This window comes from Flavobacterium kingsejongi (assembly GCF_003076475.1).
GTDB classification, from domain to species: Bacteria; Bacteroidota; Bacteroidia; order Flavobacteriales; family Flavobacteriaceae; genus Flavobacterium; species Flavobacterium kingsejongi.
In genome coordinates this window covers 718,775-742,133 of record NZ_CP020919.1, presented here as the reverse complement: position 1 = coordinate 742,133, position 23,359 = coordinate 718,775, and the positions used below count along the sequence as shown (strand labels likewise).

General features: G+C 37.6%; 19 protein-coding genes and 1 pseudogene. 13 read left to right on the top strand and 7 right to left on the bottom strand.

The features are described 5' to 3' along the window. The first annotated feature begins 1 nt into the window (after position 1). The 3 genes and pseudogenes from FK004_RS03235 to FK004_RS03220 all read left to right on the top strand — a co-directional run bounded on the left by FK004_RS03235 (position 2) and on the right by FK004_RS03220 (position 3,697). Entirely contained in the window at positions 2-1,666 is a 1,665-nt protein-coding gene (locus tag FK004_RS03235) for a S8 family serine peptidase (protein ID WP_108735955.1), read from the top strand. A gap of 2 nt (positions 1,667-1,668) precedes the next feature. Continuing rightward, positions 1,669-3,338: pseudogene (locus tag FK004_RS19605) on the top strand (S8 family serine peptidase). 74 nt (positions 3,339-3,412) lie between these two features. Beyond that, positions 3,413-3,697 carry a hypothetical protein gene (locus FK004_RS03220; RefSeq protein WP_157956017.1) on the top strand — a complete coding sequence of 95 codons (285 nt, stop codon included), beginning with the start codon at positions 3,413-3,415 and terminating at the stop codon, positions 3,695-3,697. Here the strand turns inward: FK004_RS03220 and FK004_RS03215 are convergent. Continuing rightward, a protein-coding gene (locus tag FK004_RS03215; protein ID WP_420358875.1) for an IS3 family transposase occupies positions 3,694-4,868 on the bottom strand; the annotation gives its coding sequence in 2 pieces (ribosomal slippage) (positions 3,694-4,601 and positions 4,601-4,868; 1,176 coding nt in all). The genes FK004_RS03220 and FK004_RS03215 overlap by 4 nt on opposite strands. 147 nt (positions 4,869-5,015) lie before the next feature. Here FK004_RS03215 and FK004_RS03210 point away from each other — a divergent pair. The 5 genes from FK004_RS03210 to FK004_RS03190 all read left to right on the top strand — a co-directional run bounded on the left by FK004_RS03210 (position 5,016) and on the right by FK004_RS03190 (position 13,537). Beyond that, the gene (locus FK004_RS03210) at positions 5,016-6,269 is read left to right on the top strand and encodes a S8 family serine peptidase (RefSeq protein ID WP_108735952.1); all 1,254 of its coding nucleotides are present in this window, start codon (positions 5,016-5,018) and stop codon (positions 6,267-6,269) included. Positions 6,270-6,789: 520 nt separating this feature from the next. Beyond that, positions 6,790-8,490 carry a helix-turn-helix domain-containing protein gene (locus FK004_RS03205; protein WP_108735951.1) on the top strand — a complete coding sequence of 567 codons (1,701 nt, stop codon included), beginning with the start codon at positions 6,790-6,792 and terminating at the stop codon, positions 8,488-8,490. Positions 8,491-8,589: 99 nt separating this feature from the next. Then, a complete protein-coding gene (locus FK004_RS03200) occupies positions 8,590-8,808 on the top strand; it encodes a hypothetical protein (protein ID WP_108735950.1) in 219 nt (72 codons plus the stop codon). A gap of 46 nt (positions 8,809-8,854) precedes the next feature. Beyond that, entirely contained in the window at positions 8,855-10,531 is a 1,677-nt protein-coding gene (locus tag FK004_RS03195; protein WP_108735949.1) for a S8 family serine peptidase, read from the top strand. Between the two features lie 198 nt (positions 10,532-10,729). Continuing rightward, a complete protein-coding gene (locus FK004_RS03190) occupies positions 10,730-13,537 on the top strand; it encodes a GH92 family glycosyl hydrolase (protein ID WP_108738738.1) in 2,808 nt (935 codons plus the stop codon). A 67-nt stretch (positions 13,538-13,604) separates the two neighbouring features. On the opposite strand, the gene FK004_RS03185 is transcribed toward FK004_RS03190, so the two are convergent. From FK004_RS03185 to FK004_RS03170, 4 genes are read right to left on the bottom strand one after another with little or no spacing between them, the layout of a single operon-like run. After that, complete coding sequence (locus FK004_RS03185) at positions 13,605-14,240, bottom strand: NAD(P)H-dependent oxidoreductase (RefSeq protein WP_108735948.1); 636 nt, start codon at positions 14,238-14,240, stop codon at positions 13,605-13,607. A 2-nt stretch (positions 14,241-14,242) separates the two neighbouring features. After that, a complete protein-coding gene (locus FK004_RS03180; protein WP_108735947.1) occupies positions 14,243-14,668 on the bottom strand; it encodes an organic hydroperoxide resistance protein in 426 nt (141 codons plus the stop codon). Between the two features lie 7 nt (positions 14,669-14,675). After that, positions 14,676-15,353 carry a type 1 glutamine amidotransferase domain-containing protein gene (locus tag FK004_RS03175; protein WP_108735946.1) on the bottom strand — a complete coding sequence of 226 codons (678 nt, stop codon included), beginning with the start codon at positions 15,351-15,353 and terminating at the stop codon, positions 14,676-14,678. A gap of 16 nt (positions 15,354-15,369) precedes the next feature. Beyond that, positions 15,370-15,807, bottom strand: a complete 438-nt coding sequence (locus tag FK004_RS03170; protein ID WP_108735945.1) for a MarR family winged helix-turn-helix transcriptional regulator — start codon at positions 15,805-15,807, stop codon at positions 15,370-15,372. A gap of 154 nt (positions 15,808-15,961) precedes the next feature. Between FK004_RS03170 and FK004_RS03165 the strand changes: the two genes are divergently transcribed. Continuing rightward, positions 15,962-16,726 carry an amidohydrolase gene (locus FK004_RS03165; RefSeq protein ID WP_108735944.1) on the top strand — a complete coding sequence of 255 codons (765 nt, stop codon included), beginning with the start codon at positions 15,962-15,964 and terminating at the stop codon, positions 16,724-16,726. 7 nt (positions 16,727-16,733) lie between these two features. Here FK004_RS03165 and FK004_RS03160 read toward each other — a convergent pair whose 3' ends face one another. Both FK004_RS03160 and FK004_RS03155 read right to left on the bottom strand, forming a co-directional pair. Next, positions 16,734-18,332 carry an Ig-like domain-containing domain gene (locus FK004_RS03160; protein ID WP_108735943.1) on the bottom strand — a complete coding sequence of 533 codons (1,599 nt, stop codon included), beginning with the start codon at positions 18,330-18,332 and terminating at the stop codon, positions 16,734-16,736. Positions 18,333-18,456: 124 nt separating this feature from the next. Then, positions 18,457-19,134, bottom strand: a complete 678-nt coding sequence (locus FK004_RS03155) for a ComF family protein (protein WP_108735942.1) — start codon at positions 19,132-19,134, stop codon at positions 18,457-18,459. A gap of 198 nt (positions 19,135-19,332) precedes the next feature. Here FK004_RS03155 and FK004_RS03150 point away from each other — a divergent pair, with 198 nt between their 5' ends. From FK004_RS03150 to FK004_RS03135, 4 genes are all read left to right on the top strand, one after another. Continuing rightward, positions 19,333-20,877 (top strand): glycine--tRNA ligase, encoded by a 1,545-nt coding sequence (locus FK004_RS03150; RefSeq protein ID WP_108735941.1) that lies wholly within the window; start codon positions 19,333-19,335, stop codon positions 20,875-20,877. Positions 20,878-21,001: 124 nt separating this feature from the next. Further along, the gene (locus tag FK004_RS03145) at positions 21,002-22,039 is read left to right on the top strand and encodes a TerC family protein (RefSeq protein ID WP_108735940.1); all 1,038 of its coding nucleotides are present in this window, start codon (positions 21,002-21,004) and stop codon (positions 22,037-22,039) included. Positions 22,040-22,060: 21 nt separating this feature from the next. Beyond that, complete coding sequence (locus tag FK004_RS03140) at positions 22,061-22,855, top strand: LytR/AlgR family response regulator transcription factor (protein WP_108735939.1); 795 nt, start codon at positions 22,061-22,063, stop codon at positions 22,853-22,855. A 220-nt stretch (positions 22,856-23,075) separates the two neighbouring features. Beyond that, complete coding sequence (locus FK004_RS03135) at positions 23,076-23,264, top strand: hypothetical protein (protein WP_108735938.1); 189 nt, start codon at positions 23,076-23,078, stop codon at positions 23,262-23,264. Positions 23,265-23,359 lie beyond the last annotated feature (95 nt).

Genomic DNA, 23,359 nt, shown 5'->3' with positions numbered 1-23,359 from the left:
GATGCGGGAAATATTCTTTTTATGCTGTTGTTTTCTAATTGTAAATTGTACGGCTCCTAAAAAATATATTGATTTGACGTCCTATCCGTTAAAAGCTAAAAATATTCGAATTAATCATGAGGATATTAAAAGTTGGCAGCATAAAGATATCATTGAAGATACTATCCCGGGAATAAGTCTTGATAAAGCCTATCGGGAACTATTAAAAGATAAAAAAGGCAAGACAGTAGTTGTTGCCATTATTGATACTGAAATGGATATTTTCCACGAGGATTTAAAAGATGCTATTTGGATTAATCCAAATGAAATACCAGATAATGGTATCGATGATGATGATAATGGATACATTGATGATATACACGGATGGAATTTTTTAGGAAATCAACAAGGAGGGAATATCATTTATTCCAATTTGGAATCCACACGAATCATCAGAAAGTTCCAAAGTCAATTCCAAAATGTAAAACAAGAGGATGTTTTAGTGCAGGATATTGATGTTTTTTTACAATATCAACAAGCATTAACCCATTATAAAGAAAGTTATGATAAGTTGATGGGAGAAAAAAAATACGGTAAATCTTTAGTTGAAGGATATAAAAAATCAGTAAATACATTGAAGAAAATTTTTCCGGAACAAAACTATACGACATCAAAATTAGACAGTATTTATACGCTATATAAAGATAACAAAGACTATAGTGATGATATAGAGTATATGATGGATTATATCAAATATAATTTTTCAGCAGAGTGGATAGCAAATTACAATAAGGATGTGGAGGCGAAAATCGCTACCATATTAAATGATAATTATATTGATCGGGAAATTCAGGGGGATGATCCGGAGGATTTATCCGATATTCACTATGGGAATAATAATGTTTTTAAAAACGCAGCAATTCTGAATCATAGTACTAAAGTAGCGGGCTTGATTGCTGCTACACGAAACAATGAATTAGGGATTAAGGGAGTTACAAACAATGTAGCATTAATGGCTTTATGCGTTAAAGCATACAGTAGTGAACATGATAAGGATGTAGCATTAGCCATTCGATATGCCGTGGACAATGGGGCTCAAATTATTAATATTAGTTTAGGAAAACAACAATCCTTACACCCCGACTGGGTACAGGATGCCATTCGCTATGCAGCAGAACATGATGTCCTGATTGTGTGTGCGGCTGGAAATGAAAGTACCGATTTGGATGCATTAATGTTCTATCCTAATGATGAGAACTATGATGGTACAGAAATCAGTGATAATTTTATTAAGGTAGGGTCTTCCTCTTATTATCCGGAAGAATGGTTAGCGTCTTATTTTTCCAATTATGGAAAGAAAAATGTAGATGTTTTTGCTCCTGGTCACGATATATATACTACCTCTGCAGGAAACAAATATGAATTGGAAATAGGAACTTCATTCTCAACTCCAATAGTATCTGGGATTGCAGCCTTGTTGCGCTCTTATTATCCCTCGCTTACGGCACCTGAAATTAAGAAGATTATATTAGAATCGGGAATAACCTATGATATTATGGTTTATTGTCCTACCGAGAACGTATCAGTAGATAAAATTAATTTTAGTGAATTGTCCAAATCCGGCAAAGTGGTAAATGCTTACAATGCGTTACTAATGGCAAAAGAAATAGCAAAAAAGAAGAAATAGTTATGCGGGAAATATTGTTTTTATGCTGTAGTTTTCTATTCATTAACTGTACGGCTCCTAAAAAATACATTGATTTGACGTCCTATCCGTTAAAAGCTAAAAATATACGTTTGGACATTAAATCCCTCGAGAATTGGCAGCACAAAGATATTATTGAAGATACCATCCCTGGCATAAGCCTTGATAAAGCGTATCGGGAATTGTTGAAAAATAAGAAAGGAAATAAAATTCTTGTTGCTGTGATAGATACAAGTACAGATATTAATCACGAGGATTTAAAAGAGATTATATGGGTTAATTCTGATGAGATTCCCAATAATGACATTGATGATGATGGGAATGGTTATATTGATGATGTACATGGATGGAACTTCATTGGTAATCAGAAAGGGGAGAATATTTTATATTGCAATTTGGAATCTTCTCGAATTATAAAACATTTTAAAAATAAATTTGAAGGTAAAAAAGGAGAAAATATTGCGATAGCGGATCAAAAAAATTTTATAAAATACCAGAATGCATTATTAGAATATAAGAAATCATATAATGTGATTATGGAGGAAAAAAAATATGGAGATTCAATACGGGCGGGTTACAAACATGCAGAAAAATTACTTCAGCCTTTCTTTAAGAATAATCAATATACTGTAAGGCAATTAGATAGTTTAGCGTTGATTCATAAAGAAGATATAGAAGGGGCTATATTTTTTATGAAAAATTATATAACCCAGCAAATTTCGACAGAAAATGTATTTAATTATTTTCAGATAATAGATGATCAGATAAAAACAATATACAACGAAAATTATAATGATCGAATAATTATAGGAGATAATCCGGATGATTTGTCCGATATTAAATATGGAAATAATAACGTTAGCATTTTAGCTAAAGAATTACAGCATGGAACTAAGATAGCAGGTGTTATAGGAGCTGCCAGAAATAATTCTATTGGGATCAATGGAATCTATAATAACCTTGAATTAATGATACTGCCTATAGCTGCTTATTGCAATGAAAATGATAAAGATGTTGCTTTAGCCATTCGTTATGCGGTAGATAATGGCGCGAAAGTAATCAATATGAGTTTTGGTAAGAACATTTCATTGCGCGAAGAATGGGTCAGAGATGCGATAGTATATGCCGAAGAGCACCATGTGCTAATGGTTTCTGGTGCAGGAAACGATAGCGTAAATTTGGATGTAAACCCCTATTTTCCTACTGATGTAGATGAAGATGGGCGGGAAATTAGTTCGAATTTTATAAAAGTAGGCTCTGTTAGCTATTATACTAAAGAATGGTTTGTTTCTTACTTTTCTAATTATGGAAAAAAAATGTAGATGTATTTGCTCCTGGGCATGATGTTTTTACAACTGTGGCCAATAATAAATATGAATTTGATAGTGGGACTTCCCTAGCTGCACCAATAGTATCTGGAGTAGCCGCCTTGATACGTTCTTATTACCCTACCCTTACTGCTGCAGAAGTCAAATCGATTATTTTGGAATCTGGTATTTCCTATGACATTATGGTCAATCGTCCAGCAGAGAATGGATCAAATGATAAAGTTCATTTTAGTGAATTGTCAAAATCTGGCAAAGTGGTAAATGCTTACAATGCGTTACTAATGGCAAAAGAAGTGGCGAAAAAGAAGAAGAAAAAGAAGAGATAGTTATGCGAGAAATAATGTTTTTATGCTGTTGTTTTCTATTCATTAATTGTACGGCTCCTAAAAAATATATTGATTTGGCTTCTTCTCCGTGGAAAGCTAAAAATATACGTTTGGACATTAAATCCCTTGAGAATTGGCAGCATAAAGATATTATTGAAGATACCATACCTGGAATAAGTCTTGATAAAACCTATCGGGAATTGTTGAAAAAGAGAAAGGGACAATCAGTCATTGTAGCCGTCATTGATGAAGAAATTGACATTCATAATGTAGATTTTAAAAAATCAATTTGGACAAATGTTAAGGAAATCGAAGGTAATGGTATTGGATATGCAAACAAAAATTGCACAGTAAGTTAAGCTACATTTTTGTAATTAATTTGATTGTTGAATTCTTCAATAGTTGCATAATTTAAAGCAGAATGCCTTCTTTTTCTGTTGTACCAAATTTCAATGTATTCAAAGATTTCCAGTTTCATTTGTTCTTTAGAAATGAGTTTGTTGCCATAAATCAATTCCGTTTTCAAAGATTTGAAGAAACTTTCGGCTACAGCATTATCCCAGCAATTTCCTTTACGGCTCATACTGCGAGTTATTTTTTTATAGGAATCAAGAACATTTACAAACTTTTTACTGGCATATTGGACACCTCTGTCGGAATGAAAAATCAAACCATTTTTAAGATCTCGGTTTTTAATTGCCATTTTCCAAGCTCCAAGTGTCGTTTGCTCAGTGCTCATTGCGTTGCTCAAACTCCAGCCTATAATTTTTCTGTCGTATAAATCCATAATAGTGGTCAGGTATACAAATCCCTCTTTAGTTTGGATGTATGTAATATCTGAAACCCAAACCTTTGATGGCATTTTTACAGTAAACTCTCTGTTTAATACATTTTCGACAACTAAATAATTGTGACTAGAGTTGGTTGTTACTTTAAACTTCTTGCTTAATTTACTTCGCAAGCCAAGTTCTTTCATATACTTTGCAACTGTAACTCTTGAAATTTTATAACCAATGCTTCGAAGTTCTAATGTTATTCTAGGACTCCCGTATCGTTGCTTGGTTTGAAAATAAATCAATGCTATCTGTTTTTTTATGGCGCTTTTTAGTTGCTGTCTTGCAGTATTTATTTGTTTTTTCCATCGGTAATAACTTCCATTGCTTACTTGTAGAACTCTGCACATTTTTTCAATCGGGAATAGCTGTTCATTGTTTTTAATGAAACTATAAATCATCGACCGTTCTTGGAAAAAATGCCGATTGCTTTTTTTAATATGTCACGTTCTAACTCTGCATCTTTGAGTTTTTTCTCCAGTTCATGGATTTTTTCTTGCTCGGGAGTTAGTTTTAAATTTCCTTTTCCAGGAAAACTTCCTTCTCCAAATTCCTGGAGTTCTTTACGCCATTTATAAAGCTGGGGGGCTGTTATTCCTAACTCCCTGGCAAGTTCTGATACATTTGTTCTATCATAACTCAATTCAACGGCTTTTTCCTTAAAAGCCTTGTCGTAAATTTTGCGGACTTGTTTCATAGATTAAAATTAAGATTATTTCTTAACTTTCAATGCAGGCTAAGTTAGCATGTCCATATTGATGATGATGGGAATGGTTATGTTGATGATATTCATGGATGGAATTTCATCGGTAATTCAAAAGGGGAAAATATTATATATGCTAATATGGAATCCATTCGGATTATCAGAAAATTAAAGCCTAAAATTGAAAGTAGTACTGCTCATGTTTCTGATGCAGAAAAAATACTATATCAAAAAGCCCTTTTAGAATATGAAAGCCTGAAAAAGAATAGAAAATCTGATAAGGAATATATAGAAGCTGTAGCAGATGTTTTTATAAAAGGAAAAGAGATTATTAAAGACTTTTTTCCCAATAATGAATATGACGTAAAAAAAATTGATAGTATACTATTAGCATATCCGAATGATACAGAGAGGAACTATTATATTAGTTATTTTAAGCAATGTTTAGAGAAGAAAGTAACCGAAAAATGGATTGCTAATTACAAGAAGAACGTAGAAGAAATGACCAATAAATGTATTAATATCGATTACAATGACAGGCTTATTCCGGGTGATAATCCATATGATATAAAAGATAGTAGTTACGGAAATAATAATGTATCGGGTAATATAGACGTTTTGGAGCACGGTACTACGGTGGTGGGAATTCTATCCAGCGAAAGGAATAATGGGATCGGGATTAATGGAATTTCGAATTATTTAAAAATAATGCCATTAAGCATAGCTTCGTACGGAAATGAGAATGATAAAGATATTGCTTTGGCAATTCGCTATGCTGTTGATAATGGCGCAAAAGTAATTAATATGAGTTTTGGTAAACTATTATCAATGAACGAAAACTGGGTTTTGGATGCGATACGGTATGCTGCAGACAATGATGTGCTTATTATAAGTTCAGCAGGCAATGGTGGAAAAAAAATTAATAGTGAAAAACCGTATTATCCAAATGATAGTAACTATCTTGACAATGAAGTAAGTGATAACTTTATGAAAGTGGGCTCCATTTCCTATAATCTTAATGAAAAATTCATTTCTTCATTTTCAAATTATAGTGATTCCCAGGTAGACCTTTTTGCCCCTGGAGAAAAAATATATACTACTTTGCCGAATAATCAATATGATTTTGTAAACGGTACTTCATATTCGACACCTATTGTTTCTGGGGTAGCTGCTTTATTACGATCTTATTACCCAAATCTTTCTGCTTCAGAAGTCAAGCATATTCTTATGGATTCAGGGCTTTCTATTCCGATCAATGTTCAAGTGCCCGGAGCGACTGAAGGTACATTAAAGCCGTTTAGTGAATTGTCCAAATCCGGCAAAGTCGTAAACGCTTATAATGCTTTACTAAGGGCAAAAGAAGTAGCAAAAAAGAAGAAAAAGAAAAGAGCCTGATTTTCTTTTTGCTTTTAGCTCTTGCATTCATCCTTTTTTTTAGGCTATTTAGTATTCAGATTAGAACACTATACTAACGAATGCAGGATTAATGCATACATTCCCGATTTAGTACAGTAAAGTTATCAATTGGTAACCAGTGCTATATGCTGCTACGGACACGGTATTTATAAATGACGACCACAAACATTTTCCTAAAAGTTTATTTACCCTTTAGTTTGCAGGAGATTTAGTTTTCATAATCGGGTGTTTGTCCCGATTATTTGTAGTTTGTTATAGTTGAGCAATCCCGTCCGGAGTAGTTTACGGACGGGTTTTTCAGGAGTATTTACGGACGGGCTATTGCAGATCTCAGAAAAATGTACCATTCCTGAGTTGTTAATGAAAGTATTTATTCCTTTGTTGGTATTATATTGTCGTTTTTGATTCAGAATGTAGTCAGGGTTTAACAATTTTATTACATTTACGCACTGGAAAAAGATGTTTTTAAGTTTTTACCCCATAAAACGAAACAAACAAGATGCGTACTACCTACGGAAATTTGAAGATTTCCATTTTTACTTTATTATTATGCCTGTCATCGGCTTATAGCCAACATACGCAAACTATAGCGAATGTAAAAATACACACCTATAAAGAAATTGAAACGCGATATCGCTCGGCAGGTACTGATACCTTAAAGTCTGCCATTTATGCTGCTGCCTATTTACAAAAAGCACGGGAGCAACATAATGCAGAAAAAATGGCTAAAGGATACGAATATTTGTATGAGTGTAATTATAAAAGTGATTTAGGCCTGGTCTATATAGATAGCCTGATTGCCATCTCAAAAAATCTTACTACTGAAATCTATCCTGCATTGGGGTACATTTTGAAAGCAGAGCATTATTCTTATAAAAGGGATTTTATTGCCGCACTGGACAATCATGTAATCGCCTATAATTATGCTAAAAAAACCAATAACAAAGATTTTATTTATGAGATAAAATTTAATATTGGACTGCTAAAAAAACGGTTAGGGTATTATGATGAATCTTTCAAAATCCTGAAGGAATGTAAACGGTATTTCAAGGAAAATAATTATAATACTGCTTATCTCACCAGCCTGTTTGCCCTTTCGGATTATTATGTCCGTAAAGAAAAGCTGGACTCTGCTTCCTATACCAATAATTTGGGCTATAAAGCATCTTCGCTTCCGGAGAATAGCAAAATGCGTAATTATTTTGTGCTGGAAGAAGGTGTAGTCCAATACCATAAAAAAAAATACCGGGCATCTATTGATAGTATTTCTAAAGTGCTTCCTATGATAATTGCCAATAATGACAGGGCTAATGAAGCCATGATTTATTATTATCTGGGGAGGGATTACATCGGTCTGGGCCAAAAAGAAAAAGCGATTCCTTATTTTATAAAAGTGGATAGCATTTTTAGTATTGTAGAAGAGCTGCATCCGGATACACGAAAAGGCTATGAAATTCTTATCGATTATTATGATTCAAAGAAAGACATCAAAAAACAACTGTATTATATTGAGCGATTGTTGCGCCTGGATAGTGTTTTAAATACGAGCTACCGTCATTTGTCAAAAAAAATAATTGTAGAATATGATACGCCGTTATTACTCTCGCAAAAAGAAAAAATAATTACGGACCTCAATAAAAAAGATAAGCTCTCTTTATTTAAAATTGGGGGGCTACTATTCTCGGTTATTGTATTGTCCGGATTTGTTTTCTTTTATTATAAAAGACAAAAACAATACCGCATCAATTTTGAAAAACTGCTGGAAGTTAAGGAGGATCATAAAGATGAAACTGTAAAAATTGAGAAAGCCCCTAACCCAACAATTTCATTGGGATTGCAACAAAATGTAATCGATACGATCTTAGCTAAACTTCACCAATTTGAGAACGACCAGCTTTTCCTGAAAAATGATTGTACTGTCGCGAAAGTGGCAAAGGATTTCGAGACCAATTCAACCTATCTTTCCAAAGTAATTAACAGTTATAAAGGACAAAATTTTTCAGCTTACCTGAATGAATTGCGGATTGACTATACCATTGATAAAATAAAAAATGACCCTAAGTTCAGACGCTATAGCGTGAATGCAATAGCAGAAGAAGTAGGTTACAATAATACAGAATCTTTTTCTAAGGCTTTTTTTAAAAAGGCAGGTATTTATCCGTCTTATTTTATAAATAACTTAAAATCAGATAGTGTTTAGGATTATAGTAGTCCAAATTTATAAATTTAGACTACTATAATTATTTGCATTCTATTATTTCACTTTAGTTTGTGCAATAATATTAATTCATCTATACTCATGAAAAAAATTGTAAAAAAATTAAGTCTGGACAAAATGCAAATTGCTAAATTTGATAACCTTAAAAACATTGTTGGGGGTGATGGCGGCGATAATACCATAGGAGAAACAAATGATTTAGGGCTGAGTGGTAAAAACTGTCTTACGATCCGGAATACCAAACCCGTAGTAAGCCCACCTGCAGGTACGGTAAGCCCAGGTTTTGGCGTAAAAATTTAAAACAGCTTGTAGCCTATTGCTTTATAGGAATGTCTAATTTTCCAGCATGAAACTAAAAATAATATTCACCATTTTTTTGTCCTTCTTATTTTATCACTGCACTACGGTAAAAACCTATAAACCTATTGCATTTGAATCGGGAGCGATTAGCAGAAAAGCGAAATTAACCCCGGAACAGCAAAAAAACTGGCAGGATCGAGATGCAGTAGCAGATACTATTCCGGGTACCAGTTTAGAGAAGGCTTATCGTGACTTATTGTCCGGAAAAAAAGGGAAGAAAATTATTGTTGCTGTTATTGATGAAACGATTGATATTCATCATAAAGATTTAAAAGACAACATTTGGACAAATACGGGTGAAATTCCTGATAATGGAATCGATGATGATCATAATGGTTATATTGATGACATCCATGGATGGAATTTTACCAGCAATCCTAAAGGGGAGAATATCCTATATGCTAACATGGAATCAATCCGTATTATACGGAAGTTCCGTGGAGAATTTGAAAACAAATCCCCGGATGTTATCCCCGAAAACCGAAAGAAAGATTTTATTTTATACCAAAAAGGGCTTAAAGAATACCAAGCACTTCAAAAAGACATGCAGGAAGAGCAGGACTATGTAAAATTCCTGAAAGAAGGTTATGTAAAATCAAAAAAAAGCCTAAAGCACTATTTCCCGAAAGAAGATTATACCCTCGTACGGCTGGATAGTTTATATCGCCTTTACAGTGCTGAAAAACAATTGGGTGATGATATCTATTATATGATGGATTATATGAAGAATAACCTGTCGGAAGAATGGATTGCCAATTATGGGAAGGATATTCAGGAAAAGATGGATAAGTCAATTAATCTGGAATATGATGACCGAAGTATTACTGGTGATGATCCAGAAGACCTTACAGATATCAATTATGGTAGTAATACTGTTGCTGCCAATGTGACTGTATTGCAGCATGGGACAAAAGTAGCAGGTGTTTTGGTTGCCGCAGAAAAGAATCAAAAAGACATTAAAAAAAGCACTTCCAGGATTGTAATTATGCCGCTGTCATTGGCCGCAAAAGGTAACGAGAACGATAAGGATATCGCTTTAGCAATTCGGTATGCGGTAGATAATGGTGCTTCTGTTATCAATATGAGCTTTGGAAAATTGCTCTCCCTGCATGAAGAGTGGATTTTGGAGGCTATTCGTTATGCTGCAGCAAAGGATGTTCTGATTGTCAGTGCTGCAGGAAATGGTAACACAGAAGTTAGCCGGGAAAATCCCTACTATCCCAATGATAGTGACTATATCCATGATGAAGTAAGTGATAATTTTATAAAAGTAGGAGCCATTTCAAATGCTATAACCGAGAAATTAGTCGCCTCATTCACAAATTATAGCCAAACACAGGTCGATCTTTTTGCGCCAGGGGAACGAATCTATACTACAGTAGTGGGTGACCGGTATGATTTTTTTAACGGTACTTCAGCGGCAACTCCGGTAGTAGCAGGAATAGCTGCGCTGATTCGGTCGTATTATCCAAAATTGACTGCGCCACAGATAAAGCAGCTTCTGATGGATTCAGGATTATCGTTTCCGATAGCAGTACAGGTACCCGGAGCAACTAAGGGAACGGTAAAACCATTCTCAGAATTTTCCAGATCTGGTAAAGTAGTGAATGCCTATAACGCACTACTAATGGCCGATCTGATTTCAAAAAATAAAACGAAATAAACGACACCTTTTTGCCCCTCAGAAAAATGTTGTAGTAATTGATTTTTAATCTATTATAATTATAGACTCTAATAAAACCCCGTCGGTACTTTGGTGTCGGACGGGGTTTTGTTTGTGTATAAAGTGCTACAATTCCCATTTCCGATAGAAAACAACCTGTTGATTATTTCCTATATTTGGATTTCTAAAACTTATCCAATGAAATATTATATAGCGCTGGTATTCTTCTTTATGCTCGTATCAGCCCACAGTCAGAAGCTGTATCGCTATGTCAATCCGATGATTGGAACGGGTGGTCATGGACATACTTTTCCAGGCGCTACCGTTCCTTTCGGAATGGTACAGGCATCTCCGGATACGCGTACCGATGGCAGTTGGGACGGGTGTAGCGGCTACCATTATAGCGATTCCCTCATCTATGGTTTTTCCCATACCCATCTTAATGGGACAGGTGTTTCTGATTTTGGCGATATTATGCTGATGCCCACTATGGGACAGCCCATGCTACAACCTAAGGAATATGCTTCGGGTTTTTCCCATAATAACGAGGTTACCGCTGCTGGTTTTTATAGTGTAGTATTGGACAAAGACGATATTGCTGTGGAGCTGACCGCCACTCCAAGAGGTGCTATGCACCGTTACACCTTTTCGAAAAGTGGGCAGGCCAATATTATACTCGACCTGAATCATAGAGATCACCTCCTGATGGGCGAAGTACGGGTGATCAATGACAGGACGATTGAGGTTTTGCGGAGAAGTGAAGCCTGGGCACGTGACCAGTATGTTTTTGCACGGATTGAATTCGATCAGCCGATGACCATCACTAAAGTGAATAATAATGCTTTTGCCCCTGCTAAAACAACTGATACTTTTTTTGCGGGCAGCCTTTTAGCGATCAGCTTTTCGAAGCAGGTTAAAAAAGGAGCTGTTTTGCAGGTAAAAGTGGCCTTGTCACCCACAGGACACGAAGGTGCCGCCAAAAATAGGGCGAAGGAGCTGCCACACTGGAACTTTAATAAAATCCGGAAAGCCGCAGAAAAGCTTTGGGAGAAAGAGCTCTCAAAAATCGAAATTACAACTGCAGACAGCGAAAAGAAAACCATATTTTATTCTGCCCTTTATCATACGATGATGCAACCGAATATCGCAATGGATGTGGATGGCAAGTACCGCGGAAGGGATAATGAAATACACCACGCGGACGGATTTGACTATTACTCCGTATTCTCCCTTTGGGATACTTTCCGGGCAGCACATCCGCTGTATACGCTTATTGATAGGAAAAGGACGGCAGATTATATCAATACATTTTTAAAGCAATATGAACAGGGAGGACGATTGCCCGTCTGGGAACTGGCCTCTAATGAAACCGATTGTATGATTGGATACCACTCCGTATCCGTAATGGCTGATGCGATGACGAAAGGGATCACAGGATTTGATTATGCAAAAGCACTCGAAGCCTCAAAACATAGTGCGATGCTGGATCATTTGGGATTGAAAGCCTATAAGGATAATGGCTTTATCAGTATTGATGATGAACATGAAAGTGTTTCCAAAACGGTAGAATATGCCTATGATGATTGGTGTATTGCCCAAATGGCGCTGCTGTTGGAACAAAAGGACACATACCAGTATTTTATGAAGCGTTCCCAATCGTGGAAAAATGTATTTAATCCGGTTACCACTTTTATGCAGCCCAAGAAAAATGGCGGTTGGGATACCCCTTTTGATCCAAAGGAAGTAAACAATAATTTTACCGAAGGGAATTCGTGGCAGTATTCTTTTTTTGTTCCTCAGGATATCCCCGGTATGATTGAAGCATACGGCGGCGCAGTAGCTTTTGAAGCCAAACTCGATGAAATGTTTACAAGCCCTTCGGCAACTACGGGGCGGGAACAGGTAGATATCACAGGACTGATCGGGCAGTATGCACATGGTAATGAGCCCAGCCATCATATGGCTTATTTGTATAACTATATTGGAAAACCTGAAAAAACTACAGCCAAGGTGCACTACATCCTTGATGATTTTTATAAAAACACACCCGATGGATTGATTGGGAATGAGGATTGTGGGCAAATGAGTGCCTGGTATGTCCTGAGTGCTATGGGCATGTATGCCGTTACACCCGGAATCCCCGAATGGAGCACCACTGTTCCTTATTTTGACAAGGTTATAATTCACCTCGAAAATGGGACTACAGCGACGATCACAAAAAACAGTACTGCAGAGGATTTGAAGAAGATTGGCATATCTGCAGAGGTTCTGAAAACAAAACCCTATAATCTGATTGTTCCGGTTCCGGTCATTACTGCCGCTTCTAAATCCTTTCAAACGCCGTTGACTATTACAATTACTGCTGAGACCAATACTACTGTTTTTTATAATGTTCAGGATCAGGAACGTAATTCGGCGCCCGTGTTTTCAAAATATAGTGCTCCTTTTACGATAAGCAGCAGTAGTACAATACAGGCTTATGTCTTACGAGGGGATGATAAAAGCCATACGGTAACAGCTTCTTATTATAAAAAGCCCAATGACTATGGAATTACATTACAGTCCGTGTATAACCCTCAATACCATGCCGGTGGGCCTGATGGGCTCATTGATGGCATCAGGGGGGATGAGAACTGGCGAAAAGGAGATTGGCAAGGCTATCAGGGGCAGGATTTCGAAGCGATAATCGATAGGAAGAAAGCCACAAAAATTTCTCATTTTTCTGCGCGTTTCCTACAGGATTCCAGAGCGTGGATCGTAATGCCTACGAAAGTAGAATACTATGGATCGGATGATGGGATACATTTTAAACTGTTACAGACTATTGTCAATAAACTACCCATTAGAGAGGAACGGACGACTATTGTAGATTTTGAGGCTACAGTTCCGGAAACGACAGCTCGGTATATTAAAGTGAAAGCCTATAATTATGGGCAGCTTCCAGAATGGCACCAGGGTTTTGGAGGAAATGCTTTTATCTTTATAGATGAAATTACAATTCGATAAAGGACACATTGCAAAATAAATAGAAAAAGGAGTGCCACAGCACTCCTTTTTTATAGATATTCACTAATTATTTGATCTCAGTGAGAAATATTGATTTGGGCTGGCGAACCTTTTTTTGATTGACGAGCCAGTCATTTTCAGTATCACGATAGCCTAATGGTAATAGCGTAACACTTTTTAAACCTTTTTCTTTCAGTTGCAATACCTCATCCACCAAATTGCTGTCAAAACCTTCTACCGGTGTTGCATCGACCCGAAGTTCTGCGGCTGCAGCCAATGCAAGACCAAAAGAGATGTAAGCCTGACGCGCAGCATGGGCGAAGTTTAATTCCGATGGGCGATCAAGATACATGGCTTTGAGACGATCGGTGTATTCTTTAAAACGATCGGCCGGAAGCCCACGCTCAGTAGTCGTGTGTGCATAAATGTTGTCAATTCGGGCTTCGGTATAATTATCCCAGGCTGCGAAGACTAACAAGTGCGACGCATCAGTAATCAACTGTTGGTTCATCCCATTAGCGACCATCTTTTCCTTAAGTTCCTGGTTGGTAATAACAAATAATTCATAAGGTTGTAATCCTGAAGAGCTTGGGGCTAACCAGGCTGCTTCTATAATTTGGTCTACTAATTCCGGAGCTACTTTTTTAGCCGGGTCAAATTTTTTCGTTGCATAACGCCATTGTAGCGCATCTAATAATTTCATAATTAATCGTTTACCGTTACTGAAAGTTGTACGTCAATATTGTTGTGTGTCGCGTTGGAATACGGGCAAACCTGGTGTGCTTTTTCGATCAGTTCGTTTGCCTGCTCCGATGTCACTCTGGGTATGTTTGCGGTTAAGGTTACAGCCAGGGCAAAACCACCTGTTTCGGTTTTAATCAGGCTTACTTCAGCTGTGACGGTGGTCGTACCGGTTTTGATCTTCTCTGTTTTTATAATGAGGTTCAGTGCGCTGTCAAAACAAGCCGCATAACCTGCTGCGAAAAGTTGTTCCGGATTGGTATAACCGTCTCCCGATCCCCCAAGTGATTTTGGCATGCGTACTTCAATATCCAGTACGCCGTCAGAACTTTTTACCTGTCCGTTTCTGCCTCCGGTAGCCGTAGCTGCTGCGGTATATAATGCTTCCATAAATTTATTATTTTAAAAGTTGTAAAATGGCTTCTGCAGTTCCCACGGAAGAAGCAGGATTTTGTCCTGTGACTAATTTGCCATCAATGACGGTATAAGGGGCAAAATCCCCTTTTTTGCTGTATTCGGCTCCCAGTGTTTTTAGGCGGGTTTCCAATAGAAATGGGACAATTTTCGTTAATTGCACCAACTCTTCTTCGGTATTGGTAAAAGAGGTGATTTTTTTACCGGCTACCAAAGGCTGGCCTTTCGCGTCTTTTACCCCTACAAGTGCTGCAACACCATGACATACAGAACCTATAGGCTTGTTGTTGGAAGTAAAGTACTCCAGGATTGTATTCACCTCCGGATTATCTGCGATATCCCACATTGGGCCATGGCCGCCAGGAACAAAGACAGCATCATACTCCTCTGGATGAATTTGCGAAAGCGGTACGGAATTTTGGAGTACTGCTACTGCAGCACTATCGGCCTTAAAGCGTATGGTAGCTTCAGTTTGGGAATCCGGATCATCACTTTTAGGATCCATTGGGATTGCCCCACCTTTTGGAGAAGCAAGTGTGATCGCTATGCCATTATCAACGAAGGTATAATAGGGTGCAGCCAGTTCTTCCAGCCAAAGGCCGGTTTTATGGCCAGTTGTCCCCAATTCAGAATGTGAAGTAGCAATAATTAGAATTTTCATAAGATTGTTTTTTGATTTATAGTTTGCATTGCGCTGTAGTAACAGCTAAGAGTTGTTGTAATTGAGCACGTAACTGCTCGAGTTGTACACCATCATTTTCAAGTTGCTGTTTTAGCAGATCCGGAAGATCTTTGGCAGATTCACGAAGGGTTTTTCCTTTATCGGACAGGCTAATATTAACCACACGTTCATCTGTTTTAGAACGGCTACGGCTCAATAATTCATTTTCTTCCATACGTTTAAGGAGGGGAGTCAATGTGCCGCTGTCGAGCCATAATAAATTCCCCAGTTTTTTTACCGATACCGTTTCATGTTCCCAAAGCGCTAACATTACCAGGTATTGCGGATAGGTCAATCCCATTTTGTCCAGATGGGGGCGGTATAAGGCCGTCATTTGACGCGATAAAGCATAAATCGGAAAGCAAAGCTGATTGTTGAGGTGTAAAGAATCCATGATCTTAATTTGTATTGTGCAAAATTAAATTGTTTCATCTATAAAGTGTGCTAACACACTGTTAAAAATGGATTCAGGATAACAAGGCTATAATTTATTGCTTTTAGGATGCTTATTCGGGACTATAGTTTTAATTTTAGAGAAAATCTACAGTATGAAAATTAAGCTATTACAAGCGGCACTTGTTTGGGAGGATCCTGAAGCCAATCGAAAGTATTTTGAAAAAGAGATTGCCACTTTGGACGAAACTACGGACTTAATCGTTTTACCGGAGATGTTTACAACGGGCTTTACCATGCATCCGGTTAAAAATGCGGAGACTATGGAGGGCAGGACGGTAACATGGATGAAATCGATGGTAGTACAAGCCCAAGCAGCCCTTTGTGGGAGTTTGATCATCCAGGAGGATAACGCATATTATAATCGTATGCTTTTTGTTACTCCCGATGGATTAGTAGAATATTATGATAAAAGACATCTTTTTACACTGGCAGGAGAAGAAACAGTATATACGGCAGGACAGGATAAAAAAATAGTAGGGCATAAGGGATGGAAAATCTGCCTGATGGTTTGCTATGATTTGCGTTTTCCTGCTTTTTCCCGAAATTTAGAAGATTATGACCTACTGCTGTATGTAGCCAACTGGCCTGAAAAAAGAATACAGGCCTGGAATATACTGCTACAGGCAAGGGCAATCGAAAACATGTGTTACGTAGCCGGTGTGAATCGCGTTGGAGAAGATGGTAATGGGCATGCCTATAACGGACAGTCACAGGTATTCGATTACATGGGAAATCCATTAACAGAACACAAAGATGTAGCGGCTGTTTTGACCATTGCAATAGCACAAAAACCAATGTACGAAGCCAGGTCTCATTTTGGTTTTCTAAATGATAGGGATCGTATTACCATAGGCTGAACCTTGGTCAGGGCGCTAAATTAAAAACCTGATCTACATCCCAATTCGCCCGGACGTCAATTTCCTTGGGATAATAAATGACCTGTTCTGTTTGTCGTTTTTCCAGGAAGTTTCCGGTATCCCAGATGCGGTTTTTATTTTCGTCATAAATGACACGAATCGTATAAAGTGCCGGATTGATATTGAAAAAGTTAATGATATTTTCTTTTTCGCTGTAGGCGGATGCCATAACTTCTCCTTTGGCATTGGTTAACTCCACAATGACAGGATAGGACTTTACATTCTGTAAAGTGAGTTTGAGATTCCCATAAGTTGCAAAAGTACGGGTTGAGCCACTCATTTTCAGAGTGTCATTGACGCTTCCCATGTAATCGGTAACAGCACCGGGGAATAGTGTAAGGCTGTACTTTTCCAGTTCTTCTTTCTCGAAAACAAATTCCATACGCATGTCCAGGCTATCATAGACAGTAGTAAAAGGAACCTGCGTTGAGTCCTTTTTGATGAGCTGCATTAGTGATTTATCAAATTTACGCAAAGGCACTGACGATCGCAAAGCAAGATTATTGCGAAAATTCATTTCTTTAGTATCGGATGATAAGCTAAGCGTATCGTTTTTTTGATTTTTGATTTTAACACTGAACTCATTTTTAGTAAGATCTGTTTTTAAAATCACATTCAGGGAGTCTGCTTTTATGGGAGGATACCAGATATAGACGGAATCTTTTTCGGGATATTGTGTGATAATGGATGGTAAAAGTCTGGAGCCGTCGCGTACTTCCGCTTTTAGATTTTTTGAGGTTCCTTCATAACCCATAAGGAGTTTGTTTCCGGAAGCCTGTGTAGGGCGTAAGGCTTTGAAAGGCAGGATTTCTTTAAATAATTCGATTTCATACACGGTGTCATTTGGAACAGTAATGAACTCATTATGAAATCCTATTTTATCCTGTTTCGGATCAAATTTATAGTTATTGTTTTTATCCTTTAAGGCTACCAGAAGGTATTTTCCCTCTTTCAGGTTGTCCAGGCTAAAGGTTTTCATACTGTCCAGAGTATTGGTAATGTACCTTGGGTTTTCTTTGTATACAATCGAATCCGTGTAGCTGTCATTCACCTCATACAGCATGACGGTTACATAATTATCGGGTTCTTTATTATAAGCATCTTTGATACGTCCCTTAAGCGATAAGGAATCAATATAGGAACCTGTAGAGAAAACATACTTGAATTGCTGGAATTTATTGCCTTCATTGTTGTCTTCGATACTTTCACCAAAATTAAAACTATACGTAGTATTGGGCTGCAAAGTGTCATAAATCTGAATCGTAACCTGGCGATTTGCCGTTCCTTGCGGAGTAATATTCGGCATTTTTTTCATCGGAGGTGATACAATAAGTTGTTTATTGATGCCTTTTAATTTGACATATTCATCAAATGTAATCTTGATCATCTTGCCGGTGAATCCGGTGCTGAAATTCTCGGGAGAACTGCCTGTCATTTTAGGGGGTGTGATGTCTTTTTCGCCACCGGTGATACTTCCGCGTTTGGCACAGCTGACCACAATAAGGGCGAAAATAAAGAAATAGAATAAAAGGCGTTTGTTCAGCATACAGCAAAGATTAGATCGATACAAAATAACAATTATATTTAGAGACTGGCAAATTATATAAATGCAGCCAAAAGGTATTGAAATTTAGGGTTTTTTCTCGAAAATTTAGGAAGAAGGGTCTTCTTCAGGAATGTGCAACAGCCATAGTTACGATACTCAATTTGGTACCCGGAATTTCCAGTAATGCTTTTCCGCAAGCTTCCATCGTGGCTCCGGAGGTGAGCACATCGTCAACGATCAGGTAATGTTTGTTGTGGTCTGCGGTATCAAATTTTGCCGCAAATGGGCTTTCACGGACTTCCGTACGGGAGAACAGGTTCTTTTGAGTCTGTGTTTTGGCATAAGAAGTTCGGAATAGCAATTGATCGGCTATCGGGATTTCAAGATTCCTGGAAAGGGCGCTCGCAAAAGTGGTGACCTGGTTATAACCGCGTTCCCGCAATCTTTTTGGATGTAAAGGAACTGGTATAATAGCATCAACAGTAATAAGGGAATTCCGAAGGTCAGGTGCATACCAGTCGCCGAGCAAGGTCCCAATTTCCTGGTGGCCTTTGTATTTTAGATGGTGTATGAGCTGCTGTACAATTCCTTTTTTATGAAAAAGAAGCAGTGCAGAAATATGTTCGAGGGGTAAACGGCCGTAAAATTTGCCATAGGAATCATTTTCTTTGACCAAATGTTGACGTGTTAAAGGCAATTCATGGCGGCAATGGGTACAGAGTATGTGTTCATGAGTTTCGAGGGAGGCAGTACAGCCCGGGCAGGTTTTGGGAAACAGGAGATTGATCAGGTTTTGCAGCATAACGTCGGAATTTAGTGCCGGGCAACAAGGGGGACAGTCGTAACCTGACGATGGTACAATTGGAAAACAAACCGTAATTTAATTATAAATTTCAAATTAGAAGGTATAATTGGTGTTTAAGGCTTTACAAGGCATTGAAATCCTTTAATTAATTACCAACGGCTGTTAAATATTCAGAAAAACTTATATTTTTGCACTATGGCAAAACAAGAAGACTTATTTAAGAATGTAGTTTCGCATGCAAAAGAATACGGATTTATATTTCCGTCAAGCGAAATTTATGATGGTTTGAGTGCAGTATATGACTATGCACAAAACGGAGTAGAATTAAAGAAAAACATAAGGGAATATTGGTGGAAATCCATGGTTCAGATGCATGAAAACATCGTCGGGATTGACGCTTCCATATTGATGCATCCTACCACCTGGAAAGCTTCCGGTCACGTAGATGCTTTCAATGACCCGCTAATCGATAACAAAGATTCCAAACGCCGGTACAGAGCCGATGTCCTGATTGAAGATTATGCAGAAAAATTAAACCAAAAAGCGCAGAAGGAGATCGAAAAAGCGAGAGCCCGTTTCGGTGACGCTTTTAACGAAGAGGAATTTGTGACTACAAATGCCCGCGTGATGGAATATAAAGCCCGGGAAAGAGAAATCTTGGAGCGCATGGCAAAATCATTGGGTGATGAAAACCTGGCTGATGTAAAAGCCTTGATAGAAGAACTCGAGATTGCCGATCCGGAAACAGGATCTAAAAACTGGACGGAAGTACGGCAGTTTAACCTGATGTTTGGTACGAAATTAGGTGCTTCGGCTGATAGTGCTATGGATTTGTACCTGCGTCCTGAGACTGCTCAGGGGATTTTTGTGAATTTCCTGAATGTACAGAAATCCGGAAGGATGAAAATACCTTTTGGTATTGCCCAAACCGGGAAAGCATTCCGAAACGAGATTGTAGCCCGACAATTCATCTTCCGTATGCGTGAATTTGAACAGATGGAAATGCAGTTTTTTGTGCGTCCGGGCGAAGAGATGAAATATTATGACTACTGGAAAGCGACACGACTGAGCTGGCACCTTTCTTTGGGATTAGGAAAAGAAAACTATCGCTTCCACGACCATGAAAAATTGGCGCATTATGCTAACGCTGCTGCAGATATCGAATTTAATTTCCCATTTGGATTTAAAGAACTTGAAGGAATCCATTCCAGAACCGATTTTGACCTTAAAGCACACGAGCAGTTTTCCGGAAGGAAATTACAATATTTTGATACAGAATTAAATCAGAATTATGTACCTTATGTAGTGGAAACTTCTGTAGGACTGGACAGGATGTTCCTGGCAGTTTTTTCAAATTCCCTGAAAGAGGAAACATTGGAAGACGGTTCTACAAGAACGGTATTAAAACTCCCTGCAGTATTGGCGCCAACAAAAGCGGCAGTATTGCCTTTAGTAAAGAAAGATGGACTTCCCGAGGTCGCAAAAACGATCATTGAAGACCTGAAATGGGATTTTAATGTGGCATATGACGAGAAAGATGCTGTTGGAAGACGGTACAGACGACAGGATGCACTGGGTACTCCATTTTGTATAACGGTAGATCACCAGACTCTGGAAGATCAAACCGTTACGATTCGCCATCGGGATACTATGAAACAGGATCGTGTTGAGATTTCTGCCCTTAGAGACATCATCAATGATGAGGTTTCCATGAAAAAATGGCTAATGAAAATGAAATAATTCATACCAACCTATAGGAGGCCTGAAAAAAAGTACAGTATTGCTGATTACAATTTTTCAGGCCTTTTTTGTATTTATTATCCTAAGAGGAATGCGGTAACGGAAACTTATAAAACCGAATAACATGGACAATCTAATTAATCATCCTGGGCTAATCATTGCATTTGGTGTTATTGTGGTGATAATGCTATTACTGGATTTGGGTATTTTTAATAAAAAAGGGCACGTCATTACTAATAAGGAAGCGATTGGGTGGTCGGTAGTCTGGATCAGCCTCTCGATGATTTTTAGTGGGTTTGTTTATTATTTTGCCGGAGTAGAAAAATTTTCTCAGTTTCAGTCGGCCTATTGGATTGAAAAAGCGCTATCGGTAGATAACCTGTTTGTATTTATTATGGTTTTTGGTTTTTTCAATGTCCCTAAGGAAAACCAGCATAAAATTCTTTTTTGGGGGATCATCGGGGCCTTATTTTTACGAGGCTTCTTCATTTTTGCGGGAGTAGGGCTGATCAAGCTGACGTATCTCCCAGAAATGAATATCGGAAGCTGGAATTTCGTTCTAAAACATGCTGAGGGAGTTTCGATTGATTACGAAGCAAAAGAATTTTACCGCCCCAACATTATACTAACGTTATTTGGTTTCTTCCTGATCTATGCTGGAATAAAATCATGGTTTTCCCATGACGATGATGAAGCGGAAAAAGACTTCTCCAAAAGTCCCGGTTCCAGGATTATACATAAAATGTTTAAGGTGAGTAAAAATTACGACAAGGATAATTTTTTCACTATAGAAAACGGCAAAAAACTGGCAACACCGATGCTGGTCGTAGTGGCCGTAATCGAATTTACCGATCTTTTATTTGCTGTAGATTCTATTCCTGCTATTTTTGCCATCGCTCCCGACGACCCGTTTATACTCTATACTTCTAATATATTTGCCATTTTAGGATTAAGGGCCTTGTATTTTCTACTGGCTAATTTTATCTACCTTTTCAGCAAACTAAAATATGGACTTGCGGTTATACTTTCATTTATAGGGCTGAAAATGGTGGTGGCCCCCTTTTATACAATTGATTCATTACATTCCCTTATTGTGGTAGGCGGTGTATTAATTATAGCTGTAGTGTTATCGATGGTATTCCCTGAAAAACCAGCCGAATAAATAACGATTAAAAGAAACCGGATGAAATACCCATATGTCATCATCGATGATGATCTCGAAAGCACAAGTGAAATTAAATTAGAACTGGATAATTTTTCTGACTTTTTCCTGGTAGGTACATCGGATAATTATGAAAAAGGGTTGAATCTCATACTGGAAACACATCCTATCCTTGTTTTTTTGGAAATAGATCCTTTAGAGGAACAAAGCCAGCTTTCCTTTAAACTCATCCATGAACTTACGCAATACCTCAAAATACTGCCAAGGATCATCGTAGTGACCAAAGGGAGACAACATGCTTATGAGGCAATAAAACATAATGTATTCGATTACCTGGTAAAACCATTGCGTACACAAGACATGAGAAAAGCATTATTGCGGTTTGAATATGCCGTGGAGAATACAGCTTCGGAAATTCATAATTTTGGGATTACCAATAAAAATTCACAATTCCTCAGGGAAGTAAAAAATCAGACTATTTGCCTAAAGTCCTATGGCGATTATCGTTTTGTAGATACAGAAGATATTGTATACCTGCAGGCGGATAATAATTCCACTGATTTGTTCATCAATAATGGCGATACTATAACGGCCTTTAAAACCCTTAAGCATTTCGAAAATACTTTGCCAGCACAGTTTGTACGAATCCACAATAGTTACGTGATTAATATGAATTATGTGTCCAGAATCCATTTAGGAAATTCGGCCTGTTATATTAAAAACAGTAAGATCAAACTGCCTTTTTCCAAGTCCTATAAGAAAAATATCGATTTAATCATCAGTGTTATTCCCACCGCTGATATCAAGGAAATATAGAGAGTATCCAGTTACGGCTATGAGGGGTTATTTTACCATCAAAAAGGGGCTAACTACCATATATAATGTACATTGTTTGGATGGGAGCGAGGATTGGATGTATTTTTGTTTTGTAGAAAAGAAATAGTTTTTTGTTTTTTCAACTATATTCTCTACATTGAAAAAGAATTAAAAAAAATATTATTTATCAGAATTGCTCAAAATCTTAAATCTACTTATTATGAAAAAAGTTATCTTAACCCTCGGAGTTTTTATGTTTGCACTTGTATTAAACTCGTGTAGTGCAGATGAAATTGATGATCAAAATGTAAATGCTGACGCCGGTATCGAAGTGGCACCTACAGTAGCTCCTTCTCAGGTTATGCCTGTAGACAACGGAGGTCAGGGTGTTGGTGGTGGAAAAAAATAAATTACACTATTCATATCATAAAATTAAAGAAAAGACTGCCTTATGGCAGTCTTTTCTTATACAATGTTTTGTTATTTTTGTTTAAAGAATAATAT

Coding starts and splice junctions, on each gene's coding strand:
- FK004_RS03140 (WP_108735939.1), top strand. CDS start 22,061: ATGAAATACCCATATGTCATCATCGATGATGATCTCGAAAGCACAAGT.
- FK004_RS03185 (WP_108735948.1), bottom strand. CDS start 14,240: ATGAAATTATTAGATGCGCTACAATGGCGTTATGCAACGAAAAAATTT.
- FK004_RS03145 (WP_108735940.1), top strand. CDS start 21,002: ATGGACAATCTAATTAATCATCCTGGGCTAATCATTGCATTTGGTGTT.
- FK004_RS03180 (WP_108735947.1), bottom strand. CDS start 14,668: ATGGAAGCATTATATACCGCAGCAGCTACGGCTACCGGAGGCAGAAAC.
- FK004_RS03195 (WP_108735949.1), top strand. CDS start 8,855: ATGAAACTAAAAATAATATTCACCATTTTTTTGTCCTTCTTATTTTAT.
- FK004_RS03160 (WP_108735943.1), bottom strand. CDS start 18,332: ATGCTGAACAAACGCCTTTTATTCTATTTCTTTATTTTCGCCCTTATT.
- FK004_RS03170 (WP_108735945.1), bottom strand. CDS start 15,807: ATGGATTCTTTACACCTCAACAATCAGCTTTGCTTTCCGATTTATGCT.
- FK004_RS03135 (WP_108735938.1), top strand. CDS start 23,076: ATGAAAAAAGTTATCTTAACCCTCGGAGTTTTTATGTTTGCACTTGTA.
- FK004_RS03235 (WP_108735955.1), top strand. CDS start 2: ATGCGGGAAATATTCTTTTTATGCTGTTGTTTTCTAATTGTAAATTGT.
- FK004_RS03210 (WP_108735952.1), top strand. CDS start 5,016: ATGGAATCCATTCGGATTATCAGAAAATTAAAGCCTAAAATTGAAAGT.
- FK004_RS03155 (WP_108735942.1), bottom strand. CDS start 19,134: ATGCTGCAAAACCTGATCAATCTCCTGTTTCCCAAAACCTGCCCGGGC.
- FK004_RS03200 (WP_108735950.1), top strand. CDS start 8,590: ATGAAAAAAATTGTAAAAAAATTAAGTCTGGACAAAATGCAAATTGCT.
- FK004_RS03205 (WP_108735951.1), top strand. CDS start 6,790: ATGCGTACTACCTACGGAAATTTGAAGATTTCCATTTTTACTTTATTA.
- FK004_RS03190 (WP_108738738.1), top strand. CDS start 10,730: ATGAAATATTATATAGCGCTGGTATTCTTCTTTATGCTCGTATCAGCC.
- FK004_RS03165 (WP_108735944.1), top strand. CDS start 15,962: ATGAAAATTAAGCTATTACAAGCGGCACTTGTTTGGGAGGATCCTGAA.
- FK004_RS03150 (WP_108735941.1), top strand. CDS start 19,333: ATGGCAAAACAAGAAGACTTATTTAAGAATGTAGTTTCGCATGCAAAA.
- FK004_RS03175 (WP_108735946.1), bottom strand. CDS start 15,353: ATGAAAATTCTAATTATTGCTACTTCACATTCTGAATTGGGGACAACT.